Origin of the sequence: Bacteroides acidifaciens (assembly GCF_903181435.1) — a bacterium.
Classification (GTDB): domain Bacteria; phylum Bacteroidota; class Bacteroidia; order Bacteroidales; family Bacteroidaceae; genus Bacteroides.
This window is the reverse complement of record NZ_CAEUHO010000001.1, coordinates 329,320-344,485: the sequence shown is the minus strand read 5'-3', so window position 1 is coordinate 344,485 and position 15,166 is coordinate 329,320. Positions and strand designations below refer to the sequence as shown.

13 protein-coding genes are annotated in these 15,166 nt (G+C 45.9%); 7 read left to right on the top strand and 6 right to left on the bottom strand.

The genetic code is table 11. The annotated features are described in order from the left end of the window. Positions 1 to 141 precede the first annotated feature (141 nt). Together CLIN57ABFB40_RS01405 and CLIN57ABFB40_RS01400 are read right to left on the bottom strand one after the other, a co-directional pair. On the bottom strand, positions 142 to 1,206 hold the full coding sequence (locus CLIN57ABFB40_RS01405; protein WP_175628572.1) for a metallophosphoesterase: 1,065 nt from the start codon (positions 1,204 to 1,206) through the stop codon (positions 142 to 144). Between the two features lie 54 nt (positions 1,207 to 1,260). Beyond that, positions 1,261 to 1,515: a hypothetical protein gene (locus CLIN57ABFB40_RS01400; RefSeq protein ID WP_175628571.1), complete on the bottom strand. Its 255-nt coding sequence runs from the start codon at positions 1,513 to 1,515 to the stop codon at positions 1,261 to 1,263. A gap of 61 nt (positions 1,516 to 1,576) precedes the next feature. Here CLIN57ABFB40_RS01400 and CLIN57ABFB40_RS01395 point away from each other — a divergent pair, with 61 nt between their 5' ends. The 4 genes from CLIN57ABFB40_RS01395 to CLIN57ABFB40_RS01380 all read left to right on the top strand — a co-directional run bounded on the left by CLIN57ABFB40_RS01395 (position 1,577) and on the right by CLIN57ABFB40_RS01380 (position 4,923). Continuing rightward, positions 1,577 to 1,720, top strand: a complete 144-nt coding sequence (locus CLIN57ABFB40_RS01395; RefSeq protein ID WP_175628570.1) for a hypothetical protein — start codon at positions 1,577 to 1,579, stop codon at positions 1,718 to 1,720. Positions 1,721 to 2,442: 722 nt separating this feature from the next. Further along, on the top strand, positions 2,443 to 3,177 hold the full coding sequence (locus tag CLIN57ABFB40_RS01390; protein WP_175628569.1) for a hypothetical protein: 735 nt from the start codon (positions 2,443 to 2,445) through the stop codon (positions 3,175 to 3,177). A gap of 22 nt (positions 3,178 to 3,199) precedes the next feature. Beyond that, on the top strand, positions 3,200 to 3,910 hold the full coding sequence (locus CLIN57ABFB40_RS01385) for a hypothetical protein (RefSeq protein ID WP_175630313.1): 711 nt from the start codon (positions 3,200 to 3,202) through the stop codon (positions 3,908 to 3,910). A 119-nt stretch (positions 3,911 to 4,029) separates the two neighbouring features. Further along, positions 4,030 to 4,923, top strand: coding sequence for a 1,4-dihydroxy-2-naphthoate polyprenyltransferase (locus tag CLIN57ABFB40_RS01380; protein ID WP_175630312.1), 894 nt, complete (start codon positions 4,030 to 4,032; stop codon positions 4,921 to 4,923). Positions 4,924 to 4,997: 74 nt separating this feature from the next. On the opposite strand, the gene rfbB is transcribed toward CLIN57ABFB40_RS01380, so the two are convergent. The 3 genes from rfbB to CLIN57ABFB40_RS01365 form a co-directional block, all read right to left on the bottom strand. Then, entirely contained in the window at positions 4,998 to 6,137 is a 1,140-nt protein-coding gene (gene rfbB / locus CLIN57ABFB40_RS01375) for a dTDP-glucose 4,6-dehydratase (RefSeq protein WP_175628568.1), read from the bottom strand. Between the two features lie 21 nt (positions 6,138 to 6,158). Beyond that, entirely contained in the window at positions 6,159 to 7,028 is an 870-nt protein-coding gene (gene rfbA / locus CLIN57ABFB40_RS01370; RefSeq protein WP_175628567.1) for a glucose-1-phosphate thymidylyltransferase RfbA, read from the bottom strand. A 127-nt stretch (positions 7,029 to 7,155) separates the two neighbouring features. Next, positions 7,156 to 7,650 (bottom strand): metallophosphoesterase family protein, encoded by a 495-nt coding sequence (locus CLIN57ABFB40_RS01365; protein WP_175628566.1) that lies wholly within the window; start codon positions 7,648 to 7,650, stop codon positions 7,156 to 7,158. Positions 7,651 to 7,705: 55 nt separating this feature from the next. On the opposite strand from CLIN57ABFB40_RS01365, the gene CLIN57ABFB40_RS01360 reads away from it, so the two are divergent. Both CLIN57ABFB40_RS01360 and CLIN57ABFB40_RS01355 read left to right on the top strand, forming a co-directional pair. After that, complete coding sequence (locus CLIN57ABFB40_RS01360) at positions 7,706 to 9,760, top strand: RNA degradosome polyphosphate kinase (RefSeq protein WP_175628565.1); 2,055 nt, start codon at positions 7,706 to 7,708, stop codon at positions 9,758 to 9,760. Positions 9,761 to 9,946: 186 nt separating this feature from the next. Beyond that, complete coding sequence (locus CLIN57ABFB40_RS01355; RefSeq protein WP_175628564.1) at positions 9,947 to 12,196, top strand: inorganic phosphate transporter; 2,250 nt, start codon at positions 9,947 to 9,949, stop codon at positions 12,194 to 12,196. Positions 12,197 to 12,661: 465 nt separating this feature from the next. On the opposite strand, the gene CLIN57ABFB40_RS01350 is transcribed toward CLIN57ABFB40_RS01355, so the two are convergent. Further along, positions 12,662 to 13,060, bottom strand: coding sequence for a response regulator (locus CLIN57ABFB40_RS01350; protein ID WP_167966943.1), 399 nt, complete (start codon positions 13,058 to 13,060; stop codon positions 12,662 to 12,664). A gap of 119 nt (positions 13,061 to 13,179) precedes the next feature. Between CLIN57ABFB40_RS01350 and CLIN57ABFB40_RS01345 the strand changes: the two genes are divergently transcribed. Continuing rightward, complete coding sequence (locus tag CLIN57ABFB40_RS01345; protein ID WP_175628563.1) at positions 13,180 to 14,817, top strand: ABC-F family ATP-binding cassette domain-containing protein; 1,638 nt, start codon at positions 13,180 to 13,182, stop codon at positions 14,815 to 14,817. Positions 14,818 to 15,166 lie beyond the last annotated feature (349 nt).

Below are 15,166 nucleotides of genomic sequence, written 5' to 3'. Positions count from 1 at the left end.
ATAGCAAAGAGGAGACTTACAAAAAGTCGCACCAAAAAGTGCAGGATTTAACACAAAGTGATGCAGAAAAGTGTAGTAAACATGCAAAAAGTAGTGCATAAAAGTGTGAGATTCTACATAAAGTCGTGCAAGAAAGTGTATTTACTCTGTCAACCGATGGAGAGTAATCATTATTATTTCTGTCGGAGCACCGATACGAATCGGCACTTGTGAAGTGCCGATACCGTTGGTAACTATCAAAGGAGTCTTTGCCGAGTTATATGCCAAGCCGGTCACAAAACGATTGCCGTAATGTGAGGGCAGTATCGGAGCCACTCCAAAGATACGGACTTGTCCGCCATGTGTATGTCCTGCCAGAGCAAGGTCGGTGTTGGCTATCGAAACGTCTTCTATATAATCCGGTGTATGCACCAGCAGAATCACGAAATCTCTGGGAGAAAGTGCAAGAGTCGGTGACACACCGTTGCGTGTAAGGTCAAAAGGATTGCGAACTCCGGCGATGAGAATCTGCTGGCCGTCTTTGCGAAGCGTATCCACTTTATGTTCCAGTACACGCATTCCGTAATGTTCCATTGTACGTACAATGTCGTCGTGACAACGTTCGTAGTCATTATTCCCCATCACTCCGTAAGTGCCCATCGGTGTCTTTACGCGAGAGAGTGCGGCAAATAAAGGCTCTACATACTCGCAACCTTCCTGATAGTCGCCCCCCATCAAGAGAACATCCGCCTTTTGAGCAATCAAGAGATTGACAAGACTGTTCAAACCTTGTTCTTTGAATAAACTCTTATAGTGCAAGTCGGAAATGAAAGCGATGCGGAAACCCTCAAATGCTTCGGGAACGTCACGGTGGGTAAAATCGTAGTTCACGACACGGTCTATGCCCGTATAGGCAGAAGAGAGTTTGACTGTCGAAGAGGTTATCTTTGTGCCACGAAGCACCCAGTCAGAGTGTTTGTCGTCGGCAAGGGTTTCTTGTTTTTTGGGTGTACGTTTCTTATTTTTTGAGACGTCTAAGTCTTTGAGTTGAGAATGGTCGGGAGTGAACATTTCGGCTATGACATCAGTAGTATCTGTTATATGCGTAGAAACGGAGTCGATGTTTAAAACAGGACGTGGCAAAGTGGATACGACATTCTTTTTCGATTTACAAGAAACCAACAAAAGTAACGCCAGCAGGATAAAAGGGTATATTGTTTTCTTCATTTCTCGTTTATAAATGCAGATGATTAAACGTAACCAATAAGTTCATATTTCTTTTCAGATTCTCTCTATTTCCTCAATTGGAAGCCCTGTGTATTTGGCAATCACGTCATCAGACAATCCATCCGACTTCATCTTCCTGACTATTTCCATTTTTTCTTCTTCACGACCTTTTTCCAGTCCTTCTTCCAGTCCTTCTTCATGTCCTTCTTTCCGTGCCGTATTCACAGCATTCACGATATCCCGGTATGCTTTCACGCTGTCTTCATATTCTCTCAACTTATATTGTTCTTTCCATTCATTTACTGGCATAAATGTGAGGTTTTAATGATTAGGGAACAAAGATAAGTGTTTTAATTTGATATCTGACAAAATGAATAAAAGATTATACCGGGTGACGGATTATGCATATCTGTTACTTTCGTACGTTTCTTCTCAATCAGTCCGCTACTACCGATTCTCACAGGAAGCGCTACTTCTCTTCCAGTCTATTACTAGAAAACTTCCGTTTCATTAATTATAAACTTCATCTCATCAGATAGAAAACTTATCTTCCATTCATCACAAACTATAAACGCAAGCTTTGATTATAAAAATGCAAGCTTCGTTTATATAATTGCAAGCTTCGTTTATAAAAACAAAACTTGCATTTAGAGTTTATGATGAATTAACCGGAACTTTAGAAGTAGGAGAGAAGAAGTTTACTATTAATATAGATGAAGTTTTCTATTAATAGACAAACACTCATCTATTAATACTCTTGCCCGCAACTACAACACCGTATAAGTTGACAAAACTCTGTTTTATAACACATCAATTCAATTTATCAATGCTGAATATGAGACAGATTCAGCATTTTCAATATCTTTGTGCCGGAAACGGAAATATTAACCCTTTAAAACAGTATGCGAATGAATTGAATAAACAGGAAACAGACATTTGGGAAGCATTTGCAAATTTTGCAAAAGGATTTCCACAGAATGAATTAAACAATAAGTAATAATCACGGAAAGCGTTCCTGTTCATACTTGAAAATATTGAATTGAGCTTTTAGCTCTTGTTCTCCTTCATTTGAATACCGCCAAACATTCATCTCGTGAGGACAAGTCGACTGAAGGTTCACGCCCATAAGGCGTGGACCATTCTGTACTTGTTACGAGATGTGGTCACTTGGCGGTAACCAAAATGAAGGCAAGTTATGAATGGTTGCACGCCTTTCTTAATAAACAAGAAATAACAATGAACAAGATTTTATCAATTGTGATGCTACTCACTATTTCTACTATTTTATATGCACAAAAAGACATAACACGATTTCTTGGTATCCCTGTTGATGGCAGCAAATCGGAAATGATACAGAAACTGAAAGCTAAAGGATATCGATACAATAGTACATTGGATTGTTTGGAAGGAGAATTTAATGGCAGACAGGTGTATTTGAGCATAGTAACCAATAATAATAAGGTATGGCGAATTGCAGTAATTGATGTTAATGACACAGATGAAACCAATATTAAAATAAGATTCAACAATCTCTGCCAACAATTTAAGAATAATAAGAAATATACATCTATGGGGCAAGATTATACGTTAGCGGAAGAGGAAAACATAGAAGTTCAAATGCTCCTTCATAAGAAACGATATCAGGCTGCGTTTTATCAACTACCTACTATTATAGAGTCTAAAGCTAATATTTTACCAGATAGTCTTAGACACATAGTAAAGATTATGCCTGATGACACAGATCAAATAAAAGTACAAAAATATAGTATAACCATGCTCCTTTCAAAATATCCTATAGAGAAAATCAAGAATCTTACAGAGAATGAAAAAGAACAACTTACAACAGAAATAATGGAGTCAATTTTCCAAAAATCAGTATGGTTTATGATTGACAGGCAAAACTATGGGAAATATAACATTAAAATGTTTTATGACAACGAGTATAATCATTCAAATGGAGAAGACCTGTAACCATCATCCCAAAAACAGAAATATGAAGAAAGCCAATTTCATTCTATTATTGCTTTTATGGTCAATAGCTTGCCATTCACAAGCTATTGACCAAGTTGAGAACGACACTACTATAACAACAGAATACAACGATGGAGTATTATGGCTCTATAGGGATATTGAAAATATCACTGTAGGAACCACATGTTACAAAATCAGAGACTACGGGAAACAATATCAGATACATATTTACATCTATAATCATAGTGACACCTCCTTACTGTTTGACCCAACAAAGGTCTCAGCATCTTTAGCGACAAAAATAGGAGACACACTACAACTTCAAGTATATACGAACGAAATGTTTCAGAGAAAGGTTAGGCGGTCACAAACATGGGCCATGGCTTTATATGGATTTTCTACCGGACTTAGTGCAGGAATGGCAGGATATTCCACTTCCTACTCTACCACTTATTCACCAAATGGTCTTCCATACACCACAGTCACTCAACATTATAATGCAAATGCAGCATTTCAAGCCAATATGGCAGCATCCAATCAGATGCAGACGTTAGGAAACATGATGAAAAACGAAAGAGAAGTGAAGGAGCAAGGATATCTGAAAATGAACACCATTCATCCGGGTGAATGTATCGTAGGCTATATGAATATCAAACAAAAAAAAGGAACCATCATGACCGTCTTCATTCCCGTGAATGACGTTGTGTATTCTTTCGATTGGGATGTGAGGTAAAAGTAATAGAGAATTATTTCCCAAATAGTGTTATCTTTGTCCGTCAAAACTCCTTATGGAATATAAAAGTACGGAAACAACAAGAAGATAACAGCATGGAAGAAGCAGAACGCAACAGCATGAAGGCAGTAAAGCGTAACTCATTGCAAGCATGGATATTAGCAGCACGTCCCAAGACACTCACAGGAGCCATTACCCCCGTCTTGATAGGTACGGCACTTGCCACGATGGACGGACATTTTCATTGGTTACCCGCACTTGTCTGCTGCCTGTTTGCGGGTTTGATGCAGATTGCCGCCAATTTCATCAATGACCTTTTCGACTTCCTCAAAGGAACCGACCGCGAAGACCGTTTAGGCCCTGAACGTGCCTGCGCGCAAGGATGGATTTCTCCGCAGGCGATGAAAATAGGAATTATTGTGACTGTCGCCCTTGCTTGTCTTATCGGTTGCACACTGCTTTTCTTTGCAGGGTGGGAGCTGATTATTGTAGGGATACTTTGCGTACTGTTCGCCTTCCTTTACACCACAGGTCCCTATCCCCTCTCCTACAATGGCTGGGGAGATGTGCTGGTTATCATCTTTTTCGGATTCGTTCCCGTAGGCGGTACTTACTACGTGCAAGCATTGACATGGACACCGGACGTCACCATCGCTTCCCTTGTCTGCGGACTACTTATCGACACCCTATTGGTAGTGAACAACTATCGCGACCGCGAAGCGGACGCACGCAGTGGAAAACGGACGGTTATCGTCCGCTTCGGCGAGAAGTTCGGACGCTACTTTTATTTGTCACTGGGGATGGCAGCTTCCCTTCTCTGCCTGTACTTTCTTTTTGAGGGACACATCTACGCCGCCCTGCTTCCGCAGCTCTACCTAATCCCACACATACTTACCTGGAAACGGATGGTAAAGATATATAGTGGTAAAAAATTAAACAGCATATTAGGCGAGACTTCGCGTAATATGCTGCTTATGGGAATTCTTTTATCAATCGGAATGTTGTTAAATTGAGAGTTAAAATTGAGAAATGAATGCACTACAATAGTATTATTTTTTAATTCTCAATTTCTAATTTAATAACATTTTTAATTTTTCCCGTACATCTTCTCGTAATAACCTTGATAATCACCACTGGTAACTTCTTCCACCCAAGCCTGGTTTTCCAAGTACCATTCTATAGTCTTGACGATTCCGACTTCGAATTTCGTTTCCGGATACCAGCCTAAGGCATTTGTAATCTTCGTCGGGTCGATGGCGTAACGCTGGTCGTGTCCCAAACGGTCTTTGACGAAAGTAATCAGGTCTTCGTTAATCCAGTCGATAGATATTTCGCCGTTGGCATCCTTCACTTTCTTCTTGAGCATCTTGCGATATTCGAGGTTATCTGCCATCAGACGGTGAATGGTGGCGATAATCAACTTCACGATTTCGAGGTTGGTCTTCTCGTTGTGTCCGCCTACGTTATATACTTCGCCTTCCTTGCCTTCGCGCACAACGAGGTCGATAGCCTTGCAGTGGTCTTCCACGTAAAGCCAGTCGCGCACGTTGCTGCCGTTACCGTAGACGGGCAGACGCTTTCCTTCAAGGATATTCTTGATAATCAATGGAATCAGTTTCTCCGGAAAATGATACGGACCGTAGTTATTAGAGCAACGGGTAATCGTAACCGGCATTTTATACGTATCATGATAAGCCATTACGAACATATCCGCACTCGTTTTGGAAGCGCTGTACGGGCTGTGAGGACAAAGCGGGGTCGTTTCGGTGAAATAACCTTCGGCTCCGAGCGAGCCATACACTTCGTCGGTAGACACCTGATGATAGCGCACACCCTTTCTCCAAGTCGGATAACCCTGTTCGTCTTTACCCATCACCCATGCACGACGTGCACAGTCCAGCAAGTTCTGTGTTCCGAGGATATTCGTAATCAGAAACAGTTGCGGATTTTCGATGCTGCGGTCCACGTGACTTTCGGCAGCAAAATTCACTACATAGTCAAAGCGGTACTCAGCAAAAAGACCGTCTACGACATCGCGGTTACAAATATCTCCCTTGATAAAGAAACAGCGTTCGTTGTCAATGTCTTTGGCAATCGTTCCCAAGTTACCTGCATACGTCAGAGCGTCCAGTATCACGACTTTGACATCGCTGTATTTGGCCAAGATGTACTTGACGTAATTCGCACCGATAAAACCTGCGGCACCGGTCACTAGATAAGTTTTCATATTTTATTTATTATATTGATTTTAGGATTGTTTTGCCAGTTCGATGAGATACTTGCCATACTCGGTCTTTTCGAGCCGTTGTCCCAACAGAAGCAGTTGCTCAGTCGGAATCCATCCTTGACGCCAAGCTATTTCTTCAATGCAACTGACGTAGAATCCCTGACGGTTCTGAATGGTAGCCACAAAGTTGGAAGCTTCGAGCAGACTGTCGCAATTTCCCGTATCCAGCCAAGCGAATCCGCGTCCGAACAGCTCGACTTTCAACGTACCTTCTTCCAGATAAAGGCGGTTCAAATCCGTTATTTCATATTCTCCACGAGCCGAAGGGCGAAGAGCCGCCGCTTTTTCAGTCACGCTGGCATCATAAAAGTAGAGTCCGGGTACGGCATAATGGCTTTTCGGAATTTTCGGCTTTTCTTCCAAGGAAATCACATTCCCCTGTTCGTCAAATTCCACCACCCCATAGGCACGCGGGTCTTTCACGTAATAGCCGAAGATGCAGGCTCCTTTCTCCATACTTGCCGCCCGGCGAAGCATGGCGGAGAATCCTTGTCCGTAGAACATATTATCGCCAAGAATCAGACAACCCGGTTCGCCGTTCAGAAAGTCGGCTCCCAAGACGAAAGCCTGTGCCAGTCCGTTGGGTTGCTCCTGAATCTTATAGGAAAAGGACATTCCCAATTCCTCACCCGTCCCCAGCAAGTCGCGGAACATCGGCAAGTCACGTGGAGTAGAGATAACCAGTACCTCGCGTATGCCCGCCAACATCAGTGTGGACAGCGGATAGTAAATCATCGGCTTGTCATACACAGGCATAATCTGTTTGGAAATCGCTTTGGAAAGCGGATAAAGGCGTGTAGCACTCCCTCCGGCAAGAATAATTCCTTTCATGTTCGTCTAAGTTAATTCATTAACTGTGTGCAAAGGTCGGAAAGAATTCTGAAATGGCAAAAATAATGTGTCATTATTTCAATGTTCCGCTATGCCAATTCTTGCTTGCAGCTCATATGATGAAGCATTATTTATCTGCCAGTTCGATTACTTCCAAGTCGCTGAACGCCCCCTGGTCGATAACAAAACGTACCAACGTCCGCACCTTATGGAAACCGGACATCCCTGCCGCTCCCGGATTGATGTGCAGCATATCCAGTGTTTTGTCATACTTCACCTTTAATATATGCGAGTGTCCGCTGATAAAAAGTTTTGGCGGACGAGCCATCAGGCTGCCGATAATCGAAGGGTCATACTTCCCCGGATAACCGCCGATATGCTTTATCAGTACTTCCGCACCATCCACCGTAAAGCGGTTGACCTGCGGAAACAGTTTCCTGATTTCCTGCCCGTCAATATTTCCATAGACGGCACGGAACGGGCGAAACGCCGTCAACTTCTCCGCAACTTCCACTGAGCCAATGTCTCCGGCATGCCAAATCTCGTCACACGGCTCGAAATATTCCAAGTATTTCTCGTCCCAGTAAGCGTGAGTATCTGATAATAATCCAATTCTTGTCATAAAATTCTTTGTTTAATCCCACAAAGATACTATATTTGGAAAAATCTTAAAGCACATGGAAAGCAAATATAATTATTTTAAGCGGGATATCAGTTGGCTGTCATTCAACTACCGCGTATTGATGGAAGCTCTGGACGAGCATCTCCCACTCTACGAGCGCATTAATTTTATTTCCATCTACTCTTCCAACCTCGAAGAATTTTACAAAATCCGTGTAGCCGACCATAAAGCTGTCGCCTCGGGAGCTACGGAAAGTGACGAAGAAACCGTACAATCCGCCCGCGAACTTGTAGAGGAAATTAACCGGGAAGTCAACCGGCAACTAGATGACCGTGTGCGCATCTACGAACAGAAGATACTGCCTGCCATGCGCAAGAACCACATCATATTTTATCAGGACAGCCATGTAGAACCGTTCCATCAGCAGTTCATCAAGGACTTTTTCAAAGAAGAAATCTTTCCTTATCTCCAGCCCGTACCTGTGTTTAAGGATAAAATCGTCTCCTTCCTGCGAGACAACCGTCTTTATCTTGCTATCCGTGTCTATCTAAGAAACACCGAGCCGCACACCCCCTATTACTTCGTCATGAAGCAACCCTATGCCAAAGTGCCCCGCTTCATCGAGCTTCCTTCTCACGAAAAGAACCACTATCTGATGTTCACCGAAGACATCATCAAGGCGAACCTCAACCTCATCTTCCCCGGCTACGACATCGACTCGAGCTACTGCATCAAAATCTCCCGCGACGCTGACATTCTGATTGACGACACCGCCAGCAGCGCCGACCTCGTAGCCCAACTGAAAAAGAAAGTAAAGAAACGCAAGATAGGCGACGTATGCCGTTTTGTCTACGACCGTGCCATGCCACAAGACTTTCTGGACTTCCTCGTAGACGCTTTCCGCATCCAGCGTGACGAGCTCGTCCCAGGCGACAAGCACCTCAATCTGGAAGACCTGCGCCATCTCCCCAACCCGAACAAATCCCTGCACGGCATTGAAAAGCCGAAACCGATGAAGCTCACCTTCCTCGACGAAAAGGAATCCATCTTCAACTACGTCGCCCAGAAGGACTTGCTGCTTTACTACCCCTACCACTCTTTCGAGCACTTCATCCACTTCCTCTACGAAGCCGTGCACAACCCGGAAACCCGCGAAATCATGGTGACGCAATACCGCGTAGCCGAAAACTCCGTTGTCATCAACACCTTGATAGCCGCCGCCCAAAACGGTAAGAAAGTCACCGTATTCGTAGAACTGAAAGCCCGTTTCGATGAAGAAAACAACCTCGCCACCGCCGAAATGATGCAAGCCGCCGGCATCAAAATAATATACAGTATCCCCGGACTGAAAGTGCACGCCAAAGTAGCCCTCATCCGCCGCCGCGGACTGAACGGTGAAAAGCTCCCCAGCTATGCCTACATCAGCACCGGCAACTTCAACGAGAAGACCGCCACCCTCTACGCCGACTGCGGACTCTTCACTTGCCGTAAGGAGATAGTGAACGACCTCTACAACCTCTTCCGCACGCTCCAAGGCAAGGAAGACCCGAAGTTCACCACCCTCCTTGTCGCCCGCTTCAACCTCATCCCAGAGCTGAACCGCCTCATCGACCGCGAAATAGCCCTCGCCGACCAAGGCAAACAAGGACGTATTATCCTCAAAATGAACGCCCTTCAAGACCCCACCATGATAGACCGCCTCTACGAAGCATCCGAACACGGCGTACAAATCGACCTCATCGTCCGCGGCATCTGCTGCCTCATCCCCGGCCAGCCATACAGTCGTAACATCCGTGTCACCCGTATTGTAGACAGCTTCCTGGAGCACGCTCGCATCTGGTACTTCGGTAACGACGGCAACCCCAAAGTATTCATGGGCTCACCCGACTGGATGCGCCGCAACCTCTACCGCCGCATCGAAGCCATCACGCCCATCCTCGCCCCCGACCTGCGCGACAGCCTGATAGAAATGCTCAACATCCAACTCGCCGACAACCAAAAAGCCTGCTGGGTGGACGACCAACTGCAAAACATATTCAAAAAAAGAACACCCGGCACACCAAGCATCCGGGCGCAATATACCTTCTATGACTGGCTGAATAAAAAATGAGGGCGCTTCGAGCACCCCGCATGGCTCCCCCGGCCTACTTTTTTCTTTGGTTCTTTCTTTTGTTTCAAGACAGAAGAAAGAACACACCCCATTGTAACACAAATGTAACACATATGTCACCTCCCTGCAACGTCGAATCCCGTCCTTTGCACCCAAATCAAAGAAACATACACACCTATTTTTTTTATGGAGACAATTTATTTATGCATCATCATCTTCCTCTTCGTCCTTGCCGTCTTCGACCTGATAGTCGGAGTAAGCAATGACGCAGTCAACTTCCTGAACTCGGCGGTAGGCGCCAAAGCCGCCTCATTCAAGACCATCCTGTTCATAGCCGGCATCGGAATTTTCATCGGCGCCTCCCTGTCCAACGGAATGATGGACATCGCCCGTCACGGCATCTACCAACCCGAGCACTTCTACTTTGCCGAAATCATGTGCATCCTGCTCGCCGTCATGCTGACCGACGTGGTACTGCTCGATGTATTCAACTCCATGGGCATGCCCACCTCCACCACCGTATCCCTCGTCTTCGAGCTCCTCGGCGGAACCTTTGCCCTCTCCCTCATCAAAGTACACAACAGCGACACCCTCGGTCTGGGCGACCTCATCAATACCGACAAAGCCCTCTCCGTCATCATGGCCATCTTCGTATCCGTTGCCATCGCCTTCTTCTTCGGAATGCTCGTGCAGTGGATAGCCCGTGTGGTCTTCACCTTCAACTATAAGAAAAAGATGAAATACAGCATCGCCCTCTTCGGCGGTATCGCTGCAACTTCCATCATCTACTTCATGCTCATCAAGGGACTGAAAGACAGCTCCTTCATGACCCCCGACAACAAACATTGGATACAAGAAAACACATGGATGCTCATCACCGTCTTCTTCGTATCCTTCACCATACTGATGCAAGTGCTCCACTGGCTCAAAGTCAACGTCTTCAAAGTCGTTGTCCTCATGGGTACCTTCGCCCTTGCCCTCGCCTTCGCCGGCAATGACCTCGTCAACTTCATCGGTGTCCCCCTCGCAGGCTTCTCCTCCTTCATGGACTACACCGCCAACGGAGCAGGCAACGCCAACGGATTCCTGATGACCTCACTGCTAGGCCCCGCCAAAACCCCGTGGTACTTCCTCATTGGTGCCGGCACCATCATGGTCTACGCCCTCTGCACCTCCAAGAAAGCCCACGCAGTAATCAAGACTTCCGTCGACCTCTCCCGCCAGGACGAAGGCGAAGAAACCTTCGGAAGCACCCCGATAGCCCGCACCGTAGTCCGCATCAGCATGACACTTGCCAACAGCATCTCCCGCATCATGCCCGAGAACACCAAACAGTGGTTCAATTCCCGCTTCCGCAAAGACGAAGCCATCATCGCCGACGGAGCCGCCTTCGACCTTGTCCGCGCATCCGTCAACCTCGTACTGGCAGGCCTGCTCATCGCCCTGGGAACTTCGCTGAAGCTCCCCCTCTCCACCACCTACGTCACCTTCATGGTAGCGATGGGTACTTCACTCGCCGACCGTGCCTGGGGACGTGACTCCGCCGTCTACCGTATCACAGGCGTACTGAGCGTCATCGGTGGCTGGTTCATCACCGCTGGAGCAGCCTTCACCATCTGTTTCTTCGTCGCCCTCGTACTCCATTACGGTGGCAACATCTCCATCATCGCCCTTATCGCCCTCGCCGTATTCACCTTGATACGCAGCCAAGTGATGTACAAAAAACGCAAAGCGAAAGCGAAAGGCAACGAAACCCTGAAACAACTCATGCAGACCACAGACAGCGAAGAAGCCCTGCAACTGATGCGCAAGCACACCCGCGAAGAGCTCTCCAAAGTACTGGAGTATACAGAAACGAATTTCGAACTCACCGTCACCTCTTTCCTGCACGAGAATCTCCGCGGACTGCGTCGTGCGATGGGTTCCACCAAGTTTGAGAAGCAACTCATCAAGCAGATGAAGCGCACAGGAACCGTAGCCATGTGCCGCCTCGACAACAACACCGTGCTCGAAAAAGGACTCTACTACTACCAGGGCAACGACTTCGCCAGCGAACTGGTGTACAGCATCGCCCGCCTGTGCGAACCATGCCTCGAACATATCGACAATAACTTCAACCCTCTCGACGCTATCCAGAAAGGTGAATTCAGCGATGTCTCCGAAGACATCACCTACTTGATTCAGCAATGCCGCAAAAAGCTGGAAAGCAACGAGTACGCCAATATGGAAGAAGAAATCCGCCGTGCCAACGACCTCAACGGCCAGCTCTCACTGCTGAAACGCAAGGAACTGCAACGCATCCAAAGCCAGTCGGGAAGCATCCGCGTAAGCATGGTCTATCTGACAATGGTGCAGGAAGCACAGAACGTAGTGACTTACACAATCAACCTGATGAAAGTAAGCCGCAAATTTCAAATGGAAAACGATATGCCCTAGCCCCATCGGCCACACCCCAAACAGGCAGATACTGAAAAAGTCATTGCAAACGAATCTTGAAATCGTTTGCAATGACTCAAAGACATAATATACGCCAATGAAGCAACATTTCCTATCCTCTCTTATTTTTCGCCAATTTATTTCATATCTTTAGTGTCTCGTCTTTTCGAATCAACCAGTCCCCCTACATTGTAACAGACGCTTAAAAACAACTATGGGTTTGTAGTACTGAAGCAGATAAAACCATGTACTTCATTTGCCTAAGTCTCCTATATCATTTGCTTGAACGTAGTACTTGCCACAATCAAGTCTTCTACATATTGTTCTATACTCAAGTAGGTGTTTTTCCTCTCAAAAAAGGTAACATTTAGCCTTTAGCCACTTACTATTAAACTCTAAAGATATTTTCTACTGACCGACACCATTTCCGCCCGTCTTCCCTAATTTGTTTTTTAAATATCTATTCTACCATTTCAAGTCGGGTAAGTATTTACTTAATGTAGTGCGAAGAATTCCCAAAGTAATCGGCTTCACCAGCACTTCCGTCGCTCCCGCGTTCATTGCGTTCTCCTTATCGGAGCTGAAAGCATAAGCGGTCTGCATGATAATGGGGATTTCCGTATTGGACTCACGGATTATTTTCGTCGCTTCCAGTCCGTTCATTACAGGCATTTTGATATCCATCAGCATCGCTTTGACTTTTTCATGGTGCTGCTGGAACAACTGCACCATTTCCTCACCGTTTCTAGCCCATTCGATATCACATTTTTTACCTATGATAGCCTTTATTAATTTGAAGTTGCTGTCATCATCCTCGGCCACCAGAATCAGTGGACGGAATTCATTGGTTTGTACGCCTTCCATATTGTTTTACTATTGTTATTTTATCTGTTTTTTTAAGGGAAGTCTCCCTTTTCAGCCTGCAAGGTATCAAAAATATTCATATATTTCGCTATCTTTGCGCTTCAAATTAAAAGAATAGTATGATTTCTGTTGATGGATTGGCCGTTGAGTTTGGCGGCACTACTTTATTTAGTGATATTTCCTTTGTAATTAATGAGAAAGACCGCATCGCCCTGATGGGCAAGAACGGGGCGGGAAAAAGTACACTGCTGAAGATTCTGGCGGGTGTACGGCAGCCTACCCGTGGCAAAGTTTCCGCACCGAAAGATTGCGTGGTGGCTTACCTGCCGCAGCACCTGATGACGGAAGACGGGCGGACGGTATTCGACGAAACGGCACAGGCGTTCGCGCATCTGCATGAGATGGAAGCAGAGATTGAGAGGTTGAACAAGGAGTTGGAGACGCGGACGGATTACGAGAGTGACAGTTATATGTCACTGATTGAGGAAGTTTCCGCTTTGAGCGAGAAGTTTTATTCAATTGATGCTACGAATTACGAGGAAGATGTAGAGAAAGCATTGCTGGGACTGGGGTTCAAGCGGGACGACTTCCAACGCCAGACAAATGACTTCAGCGGCGGATGGAGGATGCGTATCGAGTTGGCAAAGTTACTGTTGCAAAAACCGGACGTGTTGTTGCTCGATGAGCCGACGAATCACTTGGACATCGAGTCTATCCAGTGGTTGGAAGATTTTCTGATTAATAACGGTAAGGCGGTGATTGTGATTAGTCACGACCGCAAATTCGTGGATAATATCACGACACGTACTATCGAGGTGACGATGGGGCGTATCTATGACTACAAGGTGAATTACTCGCAATATCTGCAACTGCGCAAGGAACGCCGCGAACAGCAGCAGAAGGCGTATGACGAGCAGCAGAAGTTTATCGCTGAGACGAAGGAGTTTATCGAGCGGTTCAAGGGGACGTACTCGAAGACGTTGCAGGTGCAGAGCCGCGTGAAGATGCTGGAGAAGCTGGAGTTGCTGGAAGTGGACGAAGAGGATACGTCGGCATTGCGGCTGAAATTCCCGCCTTCGCCGCGGTCGGGCAGTTATCCGGTGATTATGGACAGTGTAGGCAAGGCATACGGTGAGAAGACGGTATTCCGCAACGCAAATCTGACGATTGAGCGCGGGGACAAAGTGGCTTTCGTCGGCAAGAACGGTGAGGGTAAGTCTACACTCGTGAAATGTATCATGCGGGAGATTGAGCATGACGGCACGCTGACGTTGGGGCATAATGTGCAAATCGGATATTTCGCACAGAACCAGGCATCGCTGATGGATGAGAACCTGACGGTATTCCAGACGATTGACGATGTGGCGAAGGGTGAGATTCGGAACAAGATTCGTGATTTGCTGGGTGCTTTCATGTTTGGCGGACCGGAAGAGTCGATGAAGAAGGTGAAGGTGTTGTCCGGTGGTGAGCGGACGCGGTTGGCGATGATTAAGCTGCTGCTGGAGCCTGTCAATCTCCTGATTCTCGATGAGCCGACGAATCATCTAGACATGAAGACGAAGGATATTCTGAAACAGGCGTTACTCGATTTTGACGGGACGCTGATTGTCGTTTCGCACGACCGTGACTTCCTCGACGGACTGGTGACAAAGGTGTATGAGTTCGGCAACCAAAAGGTGACGGAACATCTTTGCGGCATCTACGAGTTCCTGGAGAAGAAGAAAATGGATTCGTTGCAGGAACTGGAAAAGAAATAATATTTTTTTAGACAGAAGAACATAAGAGCAAAGATTAAACAGCAGTTAACTAAACAGCAGGAATGATTTTCTAAGCGCAGCCTTTATGTTCTTATGTCTGAATTTATCAGCTTATAACACCCTAATAAATAATAAAAAGAGGGTGATGGCTAGAAGAGGAAATAAAAGTATTTGTATATTTGTGCACATTAATATAGCAGGACTTAGAAAAAACAGACTATGTTAAACATGAAATGCACAAATTGAGCAAGAAATTGCGACACGGACTTGAAATTGCAGAAAGATGATTTCGAGAGAAAAGTGCACGTAACGGCAAACTTCTAAGTCAAGATACGCGGGATGGAAAAGT